Annotated in this window: 21 protein-coding genes; 16 read left to right on the forward strand and 5 right to left on the reverse strand. The window is 71.7% G+C overall.

What is annotated here, in order from left to right; translation table 11 throughout:
* The first annotated feature begins 15 nt into the window (after window positions 1-15).
* From ACIBAD_RS12955 to ACIBAD_RS12965, 3 genes are read left to right on the forward strand one after another with little or no spacing between them, the layout of a single operon-like run.
* Window positions 16-768, forward strand: a complete 753-nt coding sequence (locus ACIBAD_RS12955; RefSeq protein WP_134070879.1) for a lysophospholipid acyltransferase family protein — start codon at window positions 16-18, stop codon at window positions 766-768.
* Complete coding sequence (locus tag ACIBAD_RS12960; protein WP_134070877.1) at window positions 765-1,775, forward strand: NAD(P)H-dependent glycerol-3-phosphate dehydrogenase; 1,011 nt, start codon at window positions 765-767, stop codon at window positions 1,773-1,775. Before ACIBAD_RS12955 ends, ACIBAD_RS12960 begins: the two co-directional genes overlap by 4 nt.
* A gap of 39 nt (window positions 1,776-1,814) precedes the next feature.
* Complete coding sequence (locus ACIBAD_RS12965; protein WP_398906349.1) at window positions 1,815-2,972, forward strand: D-alanine--D-alanine ligase family protein; 1,158 nt, start codon at window positions 1,815-1,817, stop codon at window positions 2,970-2,972.
* Window positions 2,973-3,053: 81 nt separating this feature from the next.
* Here ACIBAD_RS12965 and ACIBAD_RS12970 read toward each other — a convergent pair whose 3' ends face one another.
* Both ACIBAD_RS12970 and ACIBAD_RS12975 read right to left on the reverse strand, forming a co-directional pair.
* A complete protein-coding gene (locus ACIBAD_RS12970; protein ID WP_134070873.1) occupies window positions 3,054-3,554 on the reverse strand; it encodes a DUF3515 domain-containing protein in 501 nt (166 codons plus the stop codon).
* A gap of 23 nt (window positions 3,555-3,577) precedes the next feature.
* Complete coding sequence (locus ACIBAD_RS12975) at window positions 3,578-3,811, reverse strand: Lrp/AsnC family transcriptional regulator (protein WP_030162831.1); 234 nt, start codon at window positions 3,809-3,811, stop codon at window positions 3,578-3,580.
* Between the two features lie 244 nt (window positions 3,812-4,055).
* On the opposite strand from ACIBAD_RS12975, the gene ACIBAD_RS12980 reads away from it, so the two are divergent.
* On the forward strand, window positions 4,056-5,039 hold the full coding sequence (locus ACIBAD_RS12980) for a thiamine-phosphate kinase (protein WP_030162829.1): 984 nt from the start codon (window positions 4,056-4,058) through the stop codon (window positions 5,037-5,039).
* Window positions 5,036-5,839 (forward strand): bifunctional hydroxymethylpyrimidine kinase/phosphomethylpyrimidine kinase, encoded by an 804-nt coding sequence (gene thiD, locus ACIBAD_RS12985; protein WP_030162827.1) that lies wholly within the window; start codon window positions 5,036-5,038, stop codon window positions 5,837-5,839. The genes ACIBAD_RS12980 and thiD overlap by 4 nt, the downstream gene beginning before the upstream one ends.
* Before the next feature lie 151 nt (window positions 5,840-5,990).
* Here the strand turns inward: thiD and rpmB are convergent, their stop codons facing one another.
* Window positions 5,991-6,176: a 50S ribosomal protein L28 gene (rpmB, locus tag ACIBAD_RS12990; RefSeq protein ID WP_030298506.1), complete on the reverse strand. Its 186-nt coding sequence runs from the start codon at window positions 6,174-6,176 to the stop codon at window positions 5,991-5,993.
* 248 nt (window positions 6,177-6,424) lie between these two features.
* On the opposite strand from rpmB, the gene ACIBAD_RS12995 reads away from it, so the two are divergent.
* From ACIBAD_RS12995 to mutM, 9 genes are all read left to right on the forward strand, one after another.
* Window positions 6,425-8,128, forward strand: coding sequence for a DAK2 domain-containing protein (locus ACIBAD_RS12995; protein ID WP_398906353.1), 1,704 nt, complete (start codon window positions 6,425-6,427; stop codon window positions 8,126-8,128).
* Window positions 8,129-8,144: 16 nt separating this feature from the next.
* A complete protein-coding gene (gene recG / locus ACIBAD_RS13000) occupies window positions 8,145-10,349 on the forward strand; it encodes an ATP-dependent DNA helicase RecG (RefSeq protein WP_398906355.1) in 2,205 nt (734 codons plus the stop codon).
* Window positions 10,350-10,457: 108 nt separating this feature from the next.
* A complete protein-coding gene (rsmD, locus tag ACIBAD_RS13005; RefSeq protein WP_398906357.1) occupies window positions 10,458-11,036 on the forward strand; it encodes a 16S rRNA (guanine(966)-N(2))-methyltransferase RsmD in 579 nt (192 codons plus the stop codon).
* A 29-nt stretch (window positions 11,037-11,065) separates the two neighbouring features.
* On the forward strand, window positions 11,066-11,545 hold the full coding sequence (coaD, locus tag ACIBAD_RS13010) for a pantetheine-phosphate adenylyltransferase (RefSeq protein ID WP_208328977.1): 480 nt from the start codon (window positions 11,066-11,068) through the stop codon (window positions 11,543-11,545).
* Between the two features lie 103 nt (window positions 11,546-11,648).
* Window positions 11,649-12,749: a cell division initiation protein gene (locus tag ACIBAD_RS13015; protein ID WP_134070867.1), complete on the forward strand. Its 1,101-nt coding sequence runs from the start codon at window positions 11,649-11,651 to the stop codon at window positions 12,747-12,749.
* 69 nt (window positions 12,750-12,818) lie between these two features.
* Window positions 12,819-13,529: a DUF177 domain-containing protein gene (locus ACIBAD_RS13020; RefSeq protein ID WP_053692092.1), complete on the forward strand. Its 711-nt coding sequence runs from the start codon at window positions 12,819-12,821 to the stop codon at window positions 13,527-13,529.
* A gap of 2 nt (window positions 13,530-13,531) precedes the next feature.
* Window positions 13,532-13,705, forward strand: coding sequence for a 50S ribosomal protein L32 (rpmF, locus tag ACIBAD_RS13025; RefSeq protein WP_003965982.1), 174 nt, complete (start codon window positions 13,532-13,534; stop codon window positions 13,703-13,705).
* 19 nt (window positions 13,706-13,724) lie between these two features.
* Window positions 13,725-14,597: a ribonuclease III gene (gene rnc, locus ACIBAD_RS13030; RefSeq protein ID WP_398906361.1), complete on the forward strand. Its 873-nt coding sequence runs from the start codon at window positions 13,725-13,727 to the stop codon at window positions 14,595-14,597.
* Window positions 14,598-14,738: 141 nt separating this feature from the next.
* Entirely contained in the window at window positions 14,739-15,599 is an 861-nt protein-coding gene (gene mutM, locus ACIBAD_RS13035) for a bifunctional DNA-formamidopyrimidine glycosylase/DNA-(apurinic or apyrimidinic site) lyase (RefSeq protein WP_134070863.1), read from the forward strand.
* Here the strand turns inward: mutM and ACIBAD_RS13040 are convergent.
* Both ACIBAD_RS13040 and ACIBAD_RS13045 read right to left on the reverse strand, forming a co-directional pair.
* Complete coding sequence (locus ACIBAD_RS13040) at window positions 15,572-15,949, reverse strand: helix-turn-helix domain-containing protein (RefSeq protein WP_134070861.1); 378 nt, start codon at window positions 15,947-15,949, stop codon at window positions 15,572-15,574. The two genes, mutM and ACIBAD_RS13040, sit on opposite strands and share 28 nt — an antisense overlap.
* 61 nt (window positions 15,950-16,010) lie before the next feature.
* Window positions 16,011-16,964 (reverse strand): CAP domain-containing protein, encoded by a 954-nt coding sequence (locus ACIBAD_RS13045; protein ID WP_398906364.1) that lies wholly within the window; start codon window positions 16,962-16,964, stop codon window positions 16,011-16,013.
* A gap of 135 nt (window positions 16,965-17,099) precedes the next feature.
* On the opposite strand from ACIBAD_RS13045, the gene ACIBAD_RS13050 reads away from it, so the two are divergent.
* Together ACIBAD_RS13050 and ACIBAD_RS13055 are read left to right on the forward strand one after the other, a co-directional pair.
* Entirely contained in the window at window positions 17,100-17,381 is a 282-nt protein-coding gene (locus tag ACIBAD_RS13050; protein ID WP_134070857.1) for an acylphosphatase, read from the forward strand.
* A 350-nt stretch (window positions 17,382-17,731) separates the two neighbouring features.
* Window positions 17,732-17,947: a hypothetical protein gene (locus ACIBAD_RS13055; protein WP_030162422.1), complete on the forward strand. Its 216-nt coding sequence runs from the start codon at window positions 17,732-17,734 to the stop codon at window positions 17,945-17,947.
* Window positions 17,948-17,991: the final 44 nt, after the last annotated feature.

The raw sequence follows: 17,991 nt of genomic DNA on the forward strand, positions 1-17,991 counted from the left end.
GAGGAAGGTGTCCGAGTGTCCCGCCGCAGAATCGGCTTCTGGTACCGCCTGGCGGCGGTCATCGCAAAACCGCCGCTGGTGGTGCTCTTCAAGCGGGACTGGCGGGGAATGGATCACATTCCGGGCGACGGCGGGTTTATCACGGCCGTCAATCACAACTCGTATCTGGACCCGCTCTCCTACGCGCACTTCCAGTACAACACCGGCCGGGTGCCCCGATTGCTGGCGAAGGCGGCCCTCTTCAAGGTCCCCATTGTCGGCGCGATCCTGCGCGGCTCCGGCCAGATCCCGGTCTACCGCGAGACCACCAACGCCCTGGACGCATTCCGGGCCGCGGTGGACGCGATCGAGCGCGGCGAATGCGTGGCCTTTTATCCGGAAGGCACCCTCACCCGCGATCCGGACATGTGGCCGATGGCCGGCAAGACCGGCGCGGCGCGGGTGGCGCTGATGACCAAGGCGCCCGTCATTCCGGTGGCCCAGTGGGGCGCGAACCTCGCGATGCCTCCCTACGCCAAGGAGGACAAGGTCCGCCTGTTCCCGCGCAAGACCCTCCAGGTGCTGGCCGGACCCCCCGTGGACCTTTCGGAGTTCTACGACCGGGAGCCCACCCCGGACGTGCTCAAGGAGGTCACCGAGACCATCATGGCGGCCATCACGGAGCTGCTGGAGGAGCTTCGCGGCGAGAAGGCGCCGGAGCAGCCGTACGACCATCGCAAGGCCAGGCTGGAACAGCGGCGCAAGGCCGCGGGGGAGGACCTGAAGTGACACGTCCCGTGAAGGCAGCCGTCTTCGGAACCGGCTCATGGGGCACGGCCTTCGGCATGGTGCTCGCCGACGCAGGCTGCGAGGTGACCCTGTGGGGCCGCCGCCGCGAGGTCGTCGACGCCATCAACACCGGCCGGACCAACCCGGACTACTTCCCGGACGTCGAACTCCCCGCGAACATGCGCGCCACCACCGACCCGGCCGAAGCCGCGGCCGGCGCCGACTTCGCGGTCCTCGCCATCCCCTCCCAGACCCTGCGCGGCAACCTCGCGGAATGGGCCCCGCTGCTGCCCGCCGACGCCGTTCTCGTCTCCTTGATGAAGGGCATCGAACTCGGCAGCGCCAAGCGCATGAGCGAGGTCATCGAGGAGGTAGCCAAGGTCCCCGCCGAGCGCGTCGCCGTCGTCACCGGCCCCAACCTGGCCCGTGAGATCGCCGCCCGGCAGCCTGCCGCAGCCGTCGTCGCCTGCTCCGACGAGGCCGTCGCACGGCGCCTCCAGGCCGCTTGCCACACCCCGTACTTCCGCCCGTACACGAGCACCGACGTCATCGGCTGCGAGCTGGGCGGCGCCGTCAAGAACGTCATCGGCCTCGCCGTCGGCATCGCGGACGGCATGGGACTGGGCGACAACACCAAGGGATCCCTCATCACCCGCGGCCTCGCCGAAGCGACCCGGCTGGGCCTGGCGATGGGCGCCGACCCGCTCACCTTCTCCGGACTCGCGGGCCTCGGCGACCTCGTCGCCACCTGCTCCTCGCCGCTCTCCCGGAACCACACCTTCGGCACCAACCTCGGGCGCGGAATGACGCTGGAGGAGACCATCGCGGTCACCAAGCAGACCGCCGAGGGCGTCAAGTCCTGCGAGTCGGTGGCGGATCTGGGCCGTCGGCACGGGGTCGACATGCCGATCACCGACACCGTCGTCGAGATCGTCCACCACGGCAAGCCGCCGCTGGTCGCGCTGAAGGAACTGATGGGGCGCAGCGCCAAACCGGAACGCCGCTGACTCCTTTCCGGACGTCCGACCGGGTATCGTCGTGGCGATATGAGCAGCGAGAACCTCCCCCAGACCCCTGAGCAGCAGGGCCGCAAGCCCCGCGTGGCCGTCGTGTTCGGCGGCCGCAGCTCGGAACACGCCATCTCGGTCGTCACCGCGGGCGCCGTGCTGCGCTCCATCGACCGGTCCAAGTACGAGGTGCTGCCCATCGGCATCACCACGGACGGCCGGTGGGCGCTGACCGCCGACGAGCCCGCGCGGATGGCCATCGCCGACCGCAAGCTGCCGAGCGTCGAGGAGCTCGCGGACTCCGAGGACGGCGCCGTCGTACTTTCCGTCGACCCGGCCAACCGCGAGGTCGTCTACACCGAGCCGGGAGCCGTCCCCAAGGCCCTGGGCGAGGTCGACGTCGTCTTCCCGATGCTGCACGGCCCGTACGGCGAGGACGGCACCCTGCAGGGCCTGCTGGAGCTCTCCGGCATCCCGTACGTCGGCTCGGGCGTCCTCGCCTCGGCCGTCGGCCAGGACAAGGAGTACATGAAGCGAGTCTTCACCTCCTTCGGCCTCCCCGTCGGCCCGTACCTGACCGTCCGGCCCCGCGAGTGGGACGCCGACCGCGACGCCGCCAAGGCGCGGATCCTGGACTTCGCGGGTGAGCACGGCTGGCCGCTGTTCATCAAGCCCGCCCGGGCCGGCTCCTCCATCGGCATCACCAAGGTCGACGACGTCTCCAGCCTGGACGCGGCGATCGTCGAGGCGCAGCGCCACGACCCGAAGATCATCGTGGAGGCGCTGCTGCGCGGCCGCGAGATCGAGTGCGGGGTGCTGGAGTTCGAGGACGGGCCGCGCGCGAGCGCGCCCGCCGAGATCCCGCCGGTCTCCAGCCACGACTTCTATGACTTCGAGGCGAAGTACATCGACTCCGCCTCCGGGATCGTGCCCGCTCCGCTCACCCCGGAGCAGACCGCCGAGGTGCAGCGGCTCGCGATCGAGGCGTTCGACGCCGCGTCCTGCGAGGGCCTCGTGCGCGCCGACTTCTTCCTCACCGAGGACGGCACGTTCGTCATCAACGAGATCAACACGATGCCGGGCTTCACCCCGATCTCGATGTACCCGCGGATGTGGCAGGAGTCGGGCATCGAGTACCCGGAGCTGGTGGACCGCCTGATCCAGGCGGCCATGAACCGCTCCACCGGTCTGCGCTAGCCGCAGCCGCAGCGACGTACATGCCGACCGCCCGCCGGGATTCCCGGCGGGCGGTCGGTGCACGAAGGGGGCAGGGCCCCGTCAGTACGAGGAGATGCCCTCGGGGACGGTCTTGGCCACGACGGCGGACAGCCCGACGAGCATCCCCGCATCCGTGGCATGCTCCTTGTCGACCCGGACCTCGGTGTAGGCCAGCCGCATCCCGGTGATGAACCGGAACCCCCCGCCGGCGCTGTCGGGGACCTTCTCCAGCAGCCAGCGGACGCCGTTGACCTCGACGCCCTCCTGCTTCGGATCAGCCATCTCGGGGGGCTTGGGGATACCGCACCGCAGTACGATCGCCGAGCCGCCCCACGCGGCGGTCAGATCCGACTCCGGCACTGCCTTGGCCCGCGCCAGGCCGGCCACCGTCTCCGGGAGTTCCCCGTGCAGTGCTGCACAGAACCCCGCGACGTCGGCGGGCGGCGTGGGCGGCGGGTCCACCCGGGCTTCGGAATCACCCGGGGTACAGCCCGCGAGGGCCAGTACCGCGACCAGTACGGGCAGGGCGGGCAGACGCAGGGGCCGGCGGTGGAGGGTCATCACCGGCCAAGAGTAGACGGGGGCTACAGATGGACCACCGGGCAGGTCAGGGTGCGGGTGATGCCCTCCACCTGCTGCACCTTGGCGACGACCATGCGGCCGAGCTCGTCCACGGTGTCGGCCTGGGCGCGCACGATCACGTCGTACGGCCCCGTCACGTCCTCGGCCTGGATCACCCCCGGGATCTGGCTGATGGACTCGGCGACGAACGACGCCTTGCCCACCTCGGTCTGGATAAGGATGTACGCCTGTACCACGGAACCTCCAGGGCGGCCACGAGGATCGATTCCCCTAACCTTCGGATGGGCCCAGGGATTCGGGTGGGCCCGGGGAAGAAGGGACGCCACGGTACCGCGTTGCCGAGCACCACGGGGAGACCCGGGGGCACGGCGCCACGCACGGCGGGGCGTACGGAGAGCAGAAGTTGACGTATCTGTTGACGGTACCCAGAGCTGTGACGGCTCGCGACCGCAAGCGGACTGGGCAAGAAGGGGCACAGCGATGAAGGGCACTGTGGGCGAGCTGGGGGAGTTCGGGCTCATTCGGGAGCTCACCTCACGGCTCACCACCACCCCGGCGGTCCGGCTCGGACCGGGCGACGACGCCGCGGTCGTGTCGGCCCCCGACCGGCGGGTCGTGGCGAGCACCGACATCCTGCTGGAAGGCAGGCACTTCCGGCGCGACTGGTCCACGGCCTACGACGTCGGCCGCAAGGCCGCCGCGCAGAACCTCGCCGACATCGCCGCCATGGGCGCGGTGCCGACCGCCCTGCTGCTCGGCCTCGTCGTCCCGGCCGAGCTGCCGGTCACCTGGCCCACCGAGCTCATGGACGGCATCCGCGACGAGTGCCAGGTCGCCGGCGCGGCCGTGGTCGGCGGCGACGTCGTCCGCGGGGACACCATCACCGTGGCCATCACCGCCCTCGGCGACCTGCGCAACCACGAGCCCGTGCTGCGCTCCGGCGCCCAGCCCGGCGACGTCGTGGCGGTCACGGGCTGGCTGGGCTGGTCCGCGGCCGGGTTCGCCGTGCTCTCGCGCGGGTTCCGCTCCCCGCGGGCCTTCGTCGAGGCGCACCGGCGCCCCGAACCGCCCTACCACGCCGGCCCCGCGGCCGCCGGCCTCGGCGCCACCGCGATGACCGACGTCAGCGACGGCCTGATCGCCGACCTCGGGCACATCGCGGAGGCCAGCAAGGTACGGATCGACCTGCGCTCGGCGGCCGTCGACATCCCGACGCAGATGCACGACATCGGGCAGGCCGTCGGGGTCGACCCCTTGCAGTGGGTGCTCACCGGAGGGGAAGATCACGCCATCGTGGCGACCTTCCCGCCCGACGTGAAACTGCCGGCCCGGTGGAAGGTCATCGGGGAGGTGCTGAACCGGTCCGCGCTGCCCCAGGTGACCGTGGACGGCGCCCCCTGGACGAGCACCGGCGGCTGGGACCACTTCGGCTCCGACCCGTCCACCGAGGAGACCTCCAGATGACCGACGCGCCACCGCTGTGCCTGACCGTCGCCGGATCCGATTCCGGCGGTGGCGCCGGGATCCAGGCCGACCTCAAGACAATGCTGGCACTCGGCGTGCACGGGATGAGCGTGGTGACCGCCGTGACCGCGCAGAACTCCCTCGGGGTGCAGGGGGTCTGGGAACTGCCCGCCGAGGCCGTCAAGGCCCAGTACCGGGCCGTCGTGGACGACATGGGCGTCCACGCGGTCAAGACCGGGATGCTGGCCTCCACCGCGCTGGTGGAGACCGTGGCGGAACTGCTGGCCGCCACCTCGGCCCCCGCGGTCGTCGACCCGGTCGGGGTCTCCAAGCACGGGGACGCGCTGCTCGCCGCCTCGGCGCTGGACGCCGTACGCAAGGAGCTGCTGCCGCGGGCCACCGTGGCCACCCCGAACCTGGACGAGGTGGCCCAGCTCACGGGCGTGGTGGTGGAGAGCGAGGACGACATGCGGCGCGCCGCGGACGCCGTGCTCGCGTACGGGCCGGAGTGGGCGCTGATCAAGGGCGGGCACCTGGCCGCCCACGGGGGCGAGGCCGCCGACCTGCTCACCGACGGGGACACACAGCTGTGGCTGCGGGCGCCGCGCCACGACAACCGGCACACCCACGGCACCGGCTGCACCCTGGCCAGTGCGATAGCCGCCGGGCTGGCCAAGGGGCAGGACGTGCCGCAGGCCGTCATGGAGGCCAAGGAGTACGTGAGCGGCGCCATCGCGGCCGGCTTCGCGCTCGGCGGCGGCATCGGCCCGGTGGACCACGCCTGGCAGTGGCACCGCTGACGGCGGCAGGACGGAAGAGGACCACCGCGTCACATGAGGCGGTGGTCCTCTTCACGTCCGTGTCCGCCGGTCCGGACGAACCAAAAGGCCGGTCCACGAGGTGGACCGGCCTTCTTGGCAACCGGAAAGGGCTGCGCTACGACGGTTGGCGTCAGCGCGAGACCTTGCCGGCCTTGATGCACGAGGTGCAGACGTTGAGGCGCTTCGGCGTCCCACTGACCATGGCACGAACGCGCTGGATGTTCGGGTTCCAGCGACGCGAGGTGCGGCGGTGCGAGTGGGAGATGTTGTTGCCGAAGCTCGGCCCCTTGGCGCAAACGTCGCAGTTGGCAGCCACAGGTCACTCCAAAGACTTCAGATGCACTTACAGTGAAATCCGGCGCACCGGATCAGAAGTCTGAGAAGTCTGAGTGGTTTGCCGGGGGAATGGCCCGACTTTCATCGGGCAACCGGAGCAGCATACAACGACTGCGTCCGTCCAAGAAAACTACCATGGCCGCCGCCGATCCCGCCCGGGCCCCGTGACACCCGGCAGTCCTTGGTTACCCTGCGGTGAACCCTGGCCCGCACGAGGAGGAACGCCCGGTGCAGCACGAGCCGCAGCCGCAGCCCGCCGACGAGCTCGACGCCGAAGCGGTGCGCACCTGGAGCTCGCTGGCCGTGGCCGCGCTGGGCCGGGCCCGCGAGGACATCGACGCGATCAACGTCTACCCGGTCGCGGACGCGGACACCGGAACCAACCTCTACCTGACCGCCGAGTCGGCGGACCGCGCCCTGGCCGACGCCCTCGGAACGCCACCCGCGAGCGTGAGCGAGACCACAGCGGACGGCGACGTGCACGGCCCGCCCCCCGGGGCCGGGAGCACCTCCCTCCCCGAGGCCGTACGGGCCTACGCGCACGGCGCCCTCATAGGGGCCCGCGGGAACTCGGGGACGATCCTGGCGCAGCTGCTGCGCGGCGTGGCCGACGTACTCGGTGACGAGCCGGGCGACCGCGGACCCGGCCGGATGCTGGCCGAGGCGCTGACGCGGGCCGCCGAGGAGGCGTACCGGGCCGTCGCCCACCCCGTGGAGGGCACGATGCTCACCGTCGCCGCCGCGGCGGCACGGGCCGGCGAGGCGGCCGGAGCCGCCGCCGGGTCCGCCGCAGACGTGGCCCTGGCCGCCTACGACGGGGCCCGCGCGGCCCTCGCCGACACCCCGGCGCAGCTGGCCGAGCTGGGCCGGGCCGGAGTGGTCGACGCCGGGGGCTGCGGGCTGGTCGCCGTACTCGGCGCCCTGTGGCAGGCGCTCTCCGGCCGGCAGCCCGCAGACGAGGCCGTCCGCGGCCGGGCCGTGCCCGTACCGCGGCCGCCGCAGCCCTGCGACGCCGAGGAGCAGGGCGGGCCCGCGTACGAGGTGATCTACCTGCTGGAGGCCGCCGAGCCGGCCGTGGCGGAACTGCGCGAGCGCCTCGACGGACTCGGGGACTGCCTGGTGGTGGTCGGCGGCGACGGACTGTGGAACGTGCACGTCCACGTCGACGACCCCGGCGCCGCCGTGGAGGCCGGCGTGGTCGCCGGGCGGCCGTACCGGATCCGCATCACCCACTTCGCCGACGAGCGGCGCCGGGCGCGCGGCGAGCGCGTCCAGCGGGCCGTCGTCGCCGTCGTCCCGGGCGAGGGGCTGGCCGGGCTGTGCGGGGAGGCGGGCGCGACCACCGTGCTCGCCCGCCCCGGAGAGGTCCCGGACGCCCCCGCGCTCGTCGACGCCATCCGCCGCGCGCACGCCCGCGAGGTGGTGCTGCTGCCCGGCGGCGCCGACCAGCGCGCCGTCGCGGCGGCCGCCGCCGAACAGGCCCGCGCCGACGGCGTGCGCGTGGCCGTGATCCCCACCCGGTCCGCGGTCCAGGGCCTGGCCGCCCTCGCCGTCCACGACCCGGAGGGCAGCTTCGACGAGGACGTGGTCGCCATGACCGCGGCCGCCGGCGCCACCCGCTTCGGGGAACTCGCCGTCGCCGAACGGCAGTCGTTCACCTCCGCCGGCATCTGCCAGGCCGGGGACGTGCTCGGGCTCATCGACGGGGACGTCGCCGTCATCGGCGCCGGCCTCGACGAGACCGCCCAGGCGGTCCTGGAGCGGATGCTGGGCTCCGGCGGCGAACTCGTCACCCTGGTCCTGGGGCCGGAGGTGCCGGACGCCCTCGCCGAGCGCCTGGAGGCGTACGTCCAGCACGGACACCTGGCGGTGGACACGGTCACCTACCGCGGCGGGCGGTACTCGGCGCCCCTGCTCATCGGGGTCGAATAGCCGACTTGTCAGCGCCATGGTGTGCAATGAAGGCGTGCCCGCGCTCGACGAAGACCTCAAGAAGACGCTCGGCCCCGCCACCGCCAAGGTGCTGGCCGAGCAGCTCGGCCTGCACACGGCCCTGGACCTGCTGCACCACTACCCGCGGCGGTACGCCGAGCGCGGCGAGCTGACCTCGCTGGCCGAGCTCGCCGACCAGATCGACGAGCACGTGACGGTCGTCGCCCAGGTCGCCGACGCCCGGATCCTGACCTTCAACGGGGGCCGCGGCAAACGCCTGGAGGTGACCATCACCGACGGCAGCGGCCGCCTCCAGCTGGTCTTCTTCGGGGCGGGCGTGCACAAGCCGCACAAGGACCTGCTGCCGGGCACCCGCGCCATGTTCGCGGGCAAGGTCGGCATGTTCAACCGCAAGCTCCAGCTCTCCCACCCCGCGTACGAGCCGCTCGGCGCGGACGCCTCCGACCGGGACGCCGCGACCGCCTTCGCGAACCAGCTGATCCCGATCTACCCGGCCTGCGCCAAGCTGGAGTCCTGGAAGATCGCCAAGTGCGTGGACGCCGTGCTGCCGAGCGCCCGGGAGGCCGTGGACCCGCTGCCGGACGCCTTGCGCGAGGGCCGCGGACTGGTCCCGCTCACCGAGGCCCTGCTCAAGATCCACCGGCCGGCCTCCAAGGCCGAGGTCGAGGATGCCCGCCAGCGCCTGAAGTGGGACGAGGCGTTCGTCCTCCAAGTCGCCCTGGCCCGCCGCCGGCACGCCGACTCCCAGCTCCCGGCCGTCCCCCGCCGCCCCGCCCCGGGCGGCCTGCTCGACGCCTTCGACGCCAAGCTCCCGTTCACCCTCACCGACGGCCAGCAGACCGTCTCCCGCGAGATCTTCGAGGACCTGGCCACGAACCACCCCATGCACCGCCTCCTCCAGGGCGAGGTCGGCTCGGGCAAGACGATGGTGGCGCTGCGGGCCATGCTGGCCGTCGTGGACTGCGGGGGACAGGCCGCCATGCTCGCGCCCACCGAAGTGCTCGCCCAGCAGCACCACCGCTCGATCACCGAGATGATGGGCGAGCTCGCCGAAGGCGGCATGCTCGGCGGCTGCGACCAGGGCACCAAGGTCGTGCTGCTCACCGGGTCCATGGGGATGCCCGCGCGCCGGCAGGCCCTGCTCGACCTGGTCACCGGCGAGGCCGGCATCGTCATCGGCACGCATGCGCTCATCGAGGACAAGGTGCAGTTCCACGACCTCGGCCTGGTCGTGGTCGACGAACAGCACCGCTTCGGCGTCGAGCAGCGCGACGCGCTGCGGTCCAAGGGGAAGCAGCCCCCGCACCTGCTGGTCATGACCGCGACCCCGATCCCGCGCACCGTCGCGATGACCGTCTTCGGGGACCTGGAGACCTCCGTCCTCGACCAGCTGCCCGCCGGCCGCTCCCCGATCGCCACCCACGTCGTACCGGCCAAGGACAAGCCGCACTTCCTGACCCGGGCCTGGGAGCGGGTGCGCGAGGAGGTCGAGAACGGGCACCAGGCGTACGTGGTGTGCCCGCGCATCGGCGACGGCGAGGACGACCCCAAGAAGAAGGCCTCCGCCGAGGACGACGCCGAGAAGCGGCCGCCGCTGGCCGTATTGGAGATCGCCGAGCAGCTGAGGCGGGGGCCGCTCGCCGGGCTGTCCGTGGAGGTGCTGCACGGCCGGATGGACCCGGCCGACAAGGACGGCGTCATGCGCCGCTTCGCCGCGGGCGAGGTCAAGGTGCTGGTCGCCACCACCGTCATCGAGGTCGGTGTGAACGTCCCGAACTCCACGGTCATGGTGATCATGGACGCGGACCGGTTCGGCGTCTCCCAGCTCCACCAGCTGCGCGGCCGCGTCGGCCGCGGCTCCGCGCCGGGCCTGTGCCTGCTGGTCAGCGAGATGCACGAGGCGAGCCCCGCCCGGGCCCGGCTCGCCGCCGTCGCCGCCACCCTGGACGGCTTCGAGCTCTCCCGCATCGACCTCGAACAGCGCCGGGAGGGCGACGTACTGGGCCAGGCCCAGTCGGGCGTGCGCTCCTCGCTGCGCATGCTCGCGGTCATCGAGGACGAGGAGGTCATCGCCCAGGCCCGGGAGGAGGCCGCCCGCGTGGTCGCCGAAGACCCCGAGCTGGAGCGGCTGCCGGGCCTGCGCAGCGCGCTGGACGCCCTGCTGGACACCGAGCGCGAGCAGTACCTGGAGAAGGGCTGAGCCGGCGGCGCCGCCCGGCCCGGCCGGTACCGCTCGGGTCCGTCTTGCGCGGGACGACCTATCGTTGAACTCCGCAGTAGCCCTCACCGTCGTACCGAAGGACCCCAGATGACCCGCGTGATCGCCGGCAGCGCCGGCGGGCGACGGCTGACCGTGCCCCCGGGCACCGGCACCCGCCCGACCTCGGACCGGATGCGCGAAGGCCTCTTCTCGACCTGGGAGTCGCTGCACGGCGTCGAGGGGGCCCGGGTGCTCGACCTCTACGCAGGCTCCGGCGCGGTCGGCCTGGAGGCCCTCTCCCGCGGCGCGGCCCACGCCCTGCTGGTGGAGCCCGAGGCCAAGGCCGCCAAGGCGATCCGGGACAACATCAAGGCGCTGGGCCTGCCCGGCGCCGAGTTCCGGGCGGGCAAGGCGGAGCAGATCGTGGCGGTCCCGGCCGGCGCGGACCCGTACGACGTCGTCTTCCTGGACCCGCCGTACGCCGTCGGCCACGACGATCTTGGCGAGATCCTGCTCACACTCCGCGCCAATGGCTGGCTCACGGACGACGCGCTCGTCACCGTGGAGCGCAGTACGAGGAGCGGGGCCTTCCCGTGGCCCGAGGGCTTCGAGCCGCTGCGCTCCCGCAAGTACGGCGAAGGCACCCTTTGGTACGGTCGCGCCGCCTTCACCAGCGAAGACTCATGATGCCCGCACCGGAGAGCGAGGGACCCAAGTTGCGCCGAGCCGTCTGTCCCGGGTCATTCGACCCCATCACCAACGGACACCTCGACATCATCGGCCGGGCCTCCCGGCTCTACGACGTCGTGCACGTCGCCGTGATGATCAACCAGTCCAAGCAGGGGCTGTTCACCGTCGAGGAGCGGATCGAGCTGATCCGCGAGGCGACCGCCGACTACGGCAACGTCGAGGTGGAGTCCTTCCACGGGCTGCTCGTCGACTTCTGCAAGCAGCGCGACATCCCCGCCATCGTCAAGGGCCTGCGGGCGGTCAGCGACTTCGACTACGAGCTGCAGATGGCCCAGATGAACATGGGGCTCTCGGGAGTCGAGACGCTGTTCGTGCCGACCAACCCCACCTACAGCTTCCTGTCGTCCTCCCTGGTCAAGGAGGTCGCGGCCTGGGGCGGCGACGTCGCCCACCTGCTGCCGCCGCACGTGCACGCGGCGCTGACCGAGCGGCTCGCCGAACGCTGACGGACTGACGGGCCGTCAGCCGGTGTCGGGCGTTCGCCCGGTGGCCGTACAGTCGTCCCGTCCGTCTCAGGAACCGCCCGAGGCCGAGAGAGTGCGAGCCCCCATGGACGTACAGAAGAAGCTCGACGAGATCGTCGCGGCCGTCGGCGGCGCCCGGTCCATGCCCATGTCGGCTTCCTGCGTGATCAACCGCGCGGAGCTGCTCGCCCAGCTCGAAGAGGTGCGCCAGGCGCTGCCCGGCTCGCTCGCGCAGGCGCAGGAGCTCATCGGCGGCCGGGAGCAGATGGTCGAGGACGCCCGCCGCGAGGCGGAGCGGATCATCGAGTCGGCGCACGCCCAGCGCGGTTCGCTCATCTCCGACACCGAGGTCGCGCGCCGCTCGCAGGCCGAGGCGGACCGGATCCTGGCGGACGCCCGCAGGGAGGCCGAGGAGATCCGGGCCGAGGCCGACGACTACGTCGACAGCAAGCTCGCGAACTTCGAGGTCGTGCTCACCAAGACCATCGGCTCGGTCGACCGCGGCCGCGAGAAGCTGCTGGGCCGCGGGCCCGGGCTGGACGAGCAGGGCTACCCCGACGCCGAGGCGCCCGAGCGCAGCCACGACCCGGAGACGCAGCGCCGGCAGGCGGACGCGTACGTGGACACCAAGCTGGCGACCTTCGAGGCGGTGCTCTCCAAGACCCTGGAGGCGGTCGGCCGGGGCCGCCAGAAGCTGCTGGGCCGGGTGCCCACGGACGACCTCGGCGCGCACATCGCCGCCCAGGACGCCGCGGGCTCGCAGCAGTCCCGCTCGGCCAGCGACGCGGACTTCCTGGCGGGCCTGGCGGAGCCGGCGGCCCCGATGGCGCCCGCGCTCCCGGCGCAGGCCCAGCAGGAGCCCGCGTACGACGCGTACGGCTACCAGCAGCCCCAGCAGCAGGACGCCTACCCCGGTGCGGGCACCGGCTCCGCCGCAGCGGCCTACGCCGCGCCCTACGGGGACCCCTACGCCTACCAGCAGCAGGTCCAGCAGTCGGATCCGTACGCGGCGATGGGCTACGAGCAGCAGCCGGACCCGTACGCGGCCTACCAGCAGCAGCCGCAGGCGGCGCAGCACCAGCAGCAGCCCCAGCACGAGCAGCAGCCCGCGCTCGACGAGACCAGCTTCTTCGACACGAGCATGATCAATCTTGACCAGCTGCGCCAGTACGAACAGGGTCGCTGAGGCCGGATTGGGCTCAGAGCGAAGCGCCGGGTATCCTGGCTCTTCGGTCGCGCGTATGCACCGCGATCCATGCTGCCCACAAGTGGCGGAATCTTTGATCTTCAGCGATCTGTGAAAGCAGGAACGGCCCTGAATACCCGCCTCGACCACCGCAACCCCCTCGTGTTCGACACGCACGAGCTGGGTCGGCGTCCTGGTGCCATGCAGCGGCTGTCCCGTGAGATCGCGGCACCGGCGGACTTCGGTCTCGCCGGCGTCATCGGAGTGCCGGAGGGCGCCCCGGTGAAGCTCAGCCTCCGCCTTGAGTCGGTCATGGAAGGGGTGCTTGTCACAGGCACCGCCCGTGCGTCGGCCGTAGGGGAGTGCGTAAGGTGTCTGGAGTCCGTCGAGCGCGAGCTCAAGGCGGACTTCCAGGAGATGTTCTCGTACCCTGACGCCGACGACCGGAGCCGCGCAAAGGCGGAGCCGGCCGACGACGCCGAGGACGACGAGGACACGCTCTTCCTCGAGGACGGCTTGTTCGACCTCGAACCCGTGCTGCGGGATGTGGTGGTGCTCGCACTGCCCATGCAGCCGGTGTGCCGGGAGGACTGTCTCGGACTGTGCCCCGATTGCGGGCTCAGCCTGAACGACGACCCGGACCACCACCATGACGCCGTCGACATCCGTTGGGCGGCATTGCAAGGACTCGTCGTGACCGATCAGGACGGCGAGAAGGACAACATGAGCGGCACTGCCTCTGACGGAGTTCAGGGCGCCGCCGAGAAGCAGGAGAAGTAGCCGTGGCTGTTCCGAAGCGGAAGATGTCGCGCAGCAACACGCGCCACCGCCGGTCGCAGTGGAAGGCTGCGGTCCCCACCCTGGTTTCGTGTGAGCGTTGCCAGGAGCCGAAGCTCCAGCACATCGCGTGCCCGAGCTGCGGCACCTACAACAAGCGCCAGGTCCTCGAGGTCTGAGCGGCTGGTGAGAGGCGCAATGTCTGAGCTGTCCAACGCTGAGAAGCAGGCAGACAGTAACAACGCGGCCTCGTCCCACACGCTTCTGGAAGGGCGGCTCGGGTATCGACTCGAGTCCGCCCTTCTGGTGCGTGCTCTGACCCACCGCTCGTACGCGTACGAGAACGGCGGTCTGCCCACCAACGAGCGCCTGGAGTTCCTCGGGGACTCCGTGCTCGGCCTGGTGGTCACGGACACGCTGTACACGACCCACCCCGACCTGCCCGAAGGCCAGCTGGCCAAGCTTCGGGCCGCGGTGGTCAACTCGCGCGCACTGGCGGAGGTCGGGCGCGGCCTCGACCTCGGCTCCTTCATCCGGCTCGGCCGGGGCGAAGAGGGCACGGGTGGCCGGGACAAGGCCTCCATCCTCGCCGACACCCTTGAAGCGGTGATCGGCGCGGTCTACCTCGACCAGGGCCTCGACGCGGCCTCGGAGCTGGTTCACCGGCTCTTCGACCCGCTCATCGAGAAGTCCTCGAACCTCGGGGCCGGCCTGGACTGGAAGACCAGTCTCCAGGAGCTCACGGCGGCCGAAGGCCTCGGCGTACCGGAATACCTGGTCACCGAGACCGGTCCGGACCACGAGAAGACCTTCACCGCTGCCGCCCGCGTCGGTGGTGTCTCGTACGGCACCGGCACCGGCCGCAGCAAGAAGGAAGCGGAACAGCAGGCCGCGGAGTCCGCATGGCGCGGTATCCGGGCCAAGGCGGACGAGCGGATCGCGGCGGAAGCCGCGGCATCCGCCGCCGCCCAGGTCGCGGTGGCGGCTCCGGCCGACGCCGAGGCCGCTGCCCTGGCCCCGGCTGAGGACGGCGGGTCGCCGACACCCGCCGACCCGACGCCGAACGGCTGAGCCCTTCCTTCGGGATCTCCCGCCCGCCCCTGCCACCGTGCAGGGGCGGGCGGACCCGTTTCCGGGCCCGCCGGGGGAGGCCGGTACGCTCGCCGGGAGCGACCAGAACGCACCAGAACCGCATCGCCCCGGAGGACCGCCGTGCCCGAGCTGCCCGAAGTCGAAGTCGTGCGGCGGGGCTTGGAGCGCTGGGTGGCGGGCCGGACCGTCGGGTCCGTCGAGGTGCTCCACCCGCGCGCGGTACGCCGCCACCCGGCCGGCGCCGCCGATTTCGCCGCGCGGCTGGCGGGCGGGACGATCGGCGTCCCGCAGCGGCGCGGCAAGTACCTGTGGCTGCCCCTGGAGGGGCGGGACCTCTCGGTGCTCGGGCACCTCGGGATGAGCGGACAGCTCCTGGTGCAGCCGGAGGGGGCCGTCGACGAGAAGCACCTGCGCATCCGCGTGCGCTTCGAGGACGCCGCCGGGACCGAGCTCCGCTTCGTCGACCAGCGCACCTTCGGCGGGCTCTCGCTGCACGAGAACACGCCCGACGGGCTGCCCGACGTCATCGCGCACATCGCACGCGACCCCCTGGACCCCCTCTTCGACGAGGCCGCCTACCACGCGGCGCTGCGCGCCAAGCGGACCACCGTCAAGCGGGCCCTGCTGGACCAGTCCCTGATCAGCGGGGTCGGCAACATCTATGCCGACGAGGCGCTGTGGCGGGCGCGGCTGCACTACGAGCGCGCCACCGCCACGCTGACGCGCCCCCGGAGCGCGGAACTCCTCGGCCATGTCCGGGACGTGCTGAACGCGGCCCTCGCTGTCGGAGGCACCAGCTTCGACAGCCTCTACGTCAACGTGAACGGCGAGTCCGGCTACTTCGACCGTTCGCTCGACGCCTACGGGCGCGAGGACGAGCCCTGCCGGCGCTGCGGCACCCCGATGCGGCGCCGCCCGTGGATGAACCGGTCCAGCTACTTCTGCCCGCGCTGTCAGCGGCCGCCGCGCGCGGCGTCGTAGGCCTCCCGCGCGCCGATGACCCGCGGCATGCTGCCTTCGAGGAAGTGGATGAGCGCGAGCAGCCGGTCGGCGATCTCGATGCCGAGCGGGGTCAGCTCGTAGTCGACGCGCGGCGGGTTCGTCGGCTGCGCCTCACGGTTGACGATGCCGTCGCGCTCCAGGGCCTGCAGGGTCTGGGAGAGCATCTTCTCGCTCACGCCGTCGACCTTGCGGCGCAGCTCGTTGAAACGGCACGAGCCGTCGCGCAGGGCGCCCACGGTGAGGCTGCCCCAGCGGCCCGTGACGTGCTCCAGGGTCTCCCGGGACGGGCACGCGCGTGCGAAGGCGTCGAACGGCAGCTCTGTCTCCATGCCGACCAGCTTAACTCCGTACAGCGCTGACCAGAAGAGTGCGCTTTCGGTTGGTAAGTACCTAGAAGCCGAAGTCCTGGGTCCACCAGGGGCCGCCGGCGGCGACGTACACGCCGACGCCGAGGGTGCGGAACTCGCAGTTGAGGATGTTCGCCTTGTGGCCGGGGCTGTTCATCCACGCGTTCATGACCGCCTGGGCGTCGCCCTGGCCGCGGGCGATGTTCTCGCCGCCGAGTCCCGACAGGCCCGCCTTGGTGGCGCGGTCCCACGGGGTGTTCCCGTCGGGGTCGGTGTGGTCGAAGAAGCCGCGGGCCGCCATGTCCTTGCTGAAGGCGGCGGCCAGCGCCGCGAGCGGCGGGTTCGCCCGGACCGGACCGCAGCCGGCCTGCGCACGCTCCTGGTTGACCAGGGTGAGCACGGCGGCCTCGTCCGCGGACTGGCCGTCGCCGGGCTTCGGGGCCGGCGGGGCGGGCGGGGCGGGCGGAGCCGGCGGGGTGGACGGAGCGGGCGGGGCGGGCGGCTTGGGGGCGACCGTCTTCGGCGGCACCGGGACCGGCACCGGGGCCGGCGGCCGGCTCTGCTGCGGCTTCGCCTGCACCTTGGGGGAGGGCGGTGCCGAGGCCGACGGGGTGGGCGGGGCCGAAGGGCTCGCCGAGGCCGACGGGGAAGCGGAGGGCGACGGCGAGGGAGAGGCCGAGGGGGAGGGGCTGCCCGCATCGGGGCCCGCGGAGGCGCGGCCGGAGAGGTTGGCGAGGCCGCCCCCCTGCTGCTCGGCCACGGGGTCCGGCCTCGGCGGGGCGTCCGCCTCGGTCTCGGACTCGGCCTGCGTCTTCACGGCCGAGTCGTCGGCGCTGACGCCGACATAGGGGAAGGAGGTGCCGACCGGCACCATGCCGGTGGTCACCGCCGCCGTACCGAGGACCACGGCCACGGCCCCGCCCAGCAGGGCGGTGCGCACGAGGGTGCGGCGGTTGCCGTCGCGGCCCGGCGCGGCGTGAAGTCGGTGGCGTCCCATCGGCGACGTGCCTTCCTTGAGGCTCAAGATCATCCCTTACTCACCCAAATGGGTGAGTTCACTGGTGCGCGACTGTACGCGATGGGGCGCCGGGGCGATGTGGGGCGAAAGTCTCCGCCCCGTTAGCGTTCACGCATGAATGAAGACGTCCGCATGACCGCGTGGGTGCGCGGCCGTGTACAGGGAGTGGGCTTCCGCTGGTTCACCAGGGCCAATGCACTGGAGATCGGCGGAGTCGCCGGCTTCGCGCTCAACCTCGACGACGGGCGAGTACAGGTGGTGGCCGAAGGTCAACGTGAGAATTGCCACCGGCTGCTCGACTGGCTGCGCTCCGCCGACACGCCCGGGAGGGTGGACGGGGTGACAGAGATCTGGGGTACACCGCGCGGTGGCTACGACGGGTTCGCGATCCGCTGACCGATCGGCTGATCATGTACTGATCACATCTCAGGGGGGTCCGCACCCGGCCGGATCTGCGCGTTCCGCTGTCGACGCATTGCAGGGCGCACTGTTCAGTGGAAGGCTCGGAACAGCGGACGATCTCCACGTCCCTTGGGAGAGCCGGGCTGCCCGCCGATACGGGGCGTGATCGTGTTGACCGTCAAACTTTTTGGTGAGACGCTGGAAGCCCCGCGCACCTGAGCTGTTTGGCAGTGCTGGCACTAGTAAGCGCAGTGACTGACAGTCGCTGCCGGACATCCGCGGGTGCGATTCCCTCACGACCCACACCGCTTCGGTCGGTCACTCAGTGTGGAGGACCATCCATCATGGCAAAGGCGCTTCTCGGTTACGTCGGCGGTTCCGATCCGCGACTCCTCGCCGAGATGCGACGGCTTCAGCAGCGCGTCCAGGACCTCGAGTCCGAGCTCGTACGGATTCAGTCCGAAAATGACGCGCTGAACGCGGCCGCCGCTCAGCACGGAGACTCGCTGCTGGACCGCATCGACATCGACGTACCCCAGGCGGAGCCTGCGCTCACCTGATTCGCTTCTATTCGTCGCTTCGACTCCAGCCCAAGCATGATCTG

Origin of the sequence: Streptomyces sp. NPDC051109, assembly GCF_044455885.1 — a bacterium.
Taxonomy (GTDB): domain Bacteria; phylum Actinomycetota; class Actinomycetes; order Streptomycetales; family Streptomycetaceae; genus Streptomyces.

Bases quoted from the DNA above. Each gene is read 5' to 3' on its own strand.
- ACIBAD_RS13050 (WP_134070857.1), top strand. From the start codon at position 17,100: ATGAATGAAGACGTCCGCATGACCGCGTGGGTGCGCGGCCGTGTACAG.
- ACIBAD_RS13045 (WP_398906364.1), bottom strand. From the start codon at position 16,964: ATGGGACGCCACCGACTTCACGCCGCGCCGGGCCGCGACGGCAACCGC.
- ACIBAD_RS12970 (WP_134070873.1), bottom strand. From the start codon at position 3,554: ATGACCCTCCACCGCCGGCCCCTGCGTCTGCCCGCCCTGCCCGTACTG.
- ACIBAD_RS13055 (WP_030162422.1), top strand. From the start codon at position 17,732: ATGGCAAAGGCGCTTCTCGGTTACGTCGGCGGTTCCGATCCGCGACTC.
- ACIBAD_RS12980 (WP_030162829.1), top strand. From the start codon at position 4,056: ATGAAGGGCACTGTGGGCGAGCTGGGGGAGTTCGGGCTCATTCGGGAG.
- thiD (WP_030162827.1), top strand. From the start codon at position 5,036: ATGACCGACGCGCCACCGCTGTGCCTGACCGTCGCCGGATCCGATTCC.
- recG (WP_398906355.1), top strand. From the start codon at position 8,145: ATGGTGTGCAATGAAGGCGTGCCCGCGCTCGACGAAGACCTCAAGAAG.
- rsmD (WP_398906357.1), top strand. From the start codon at position 10,458: ATGACCCGCGTGATCGCCGGCAGCGCCGGCGGGCGACGGCTGACCGTG.
- ACIBAD_RS13015 (WP_134070867.1), top strand. From the start codon at position 11,649: ATGGACGTACAGAAGAAGCTCGACGAGATCGTCGCGGCCGTCGGCGGC.
- rnc (WP_398906361.1), top strand. From the start codon at position 13,725: ATGTCTGAGCTGTCCAACGCTGAGAAGCAGGCAGACAGTAACAACGCG.
- ACIBAD_RS13040 (WP_134070861.1), bottom strand. From the start codon at position 15,949: ATGGAGACAGAGCTGCCGTTCGACGCCTTCGCACGCGCGTGCCCGTCC.
- ACIBAD_RS13020 (WP_053692092.1), top strand. From the start codon at position 12,819: ATGCTGCCCACAAGTGGCGGAATCTTTGATCTTCAGCGATCTGTGAAA.
- ACIBAD_RS12965 (WP_398906349.1), top strand. From the start codon at position 1,815: ATGAGCAGCGAGAACCTCCCCCAGACCCCTGAGCAGCAGGGCCGCAAG.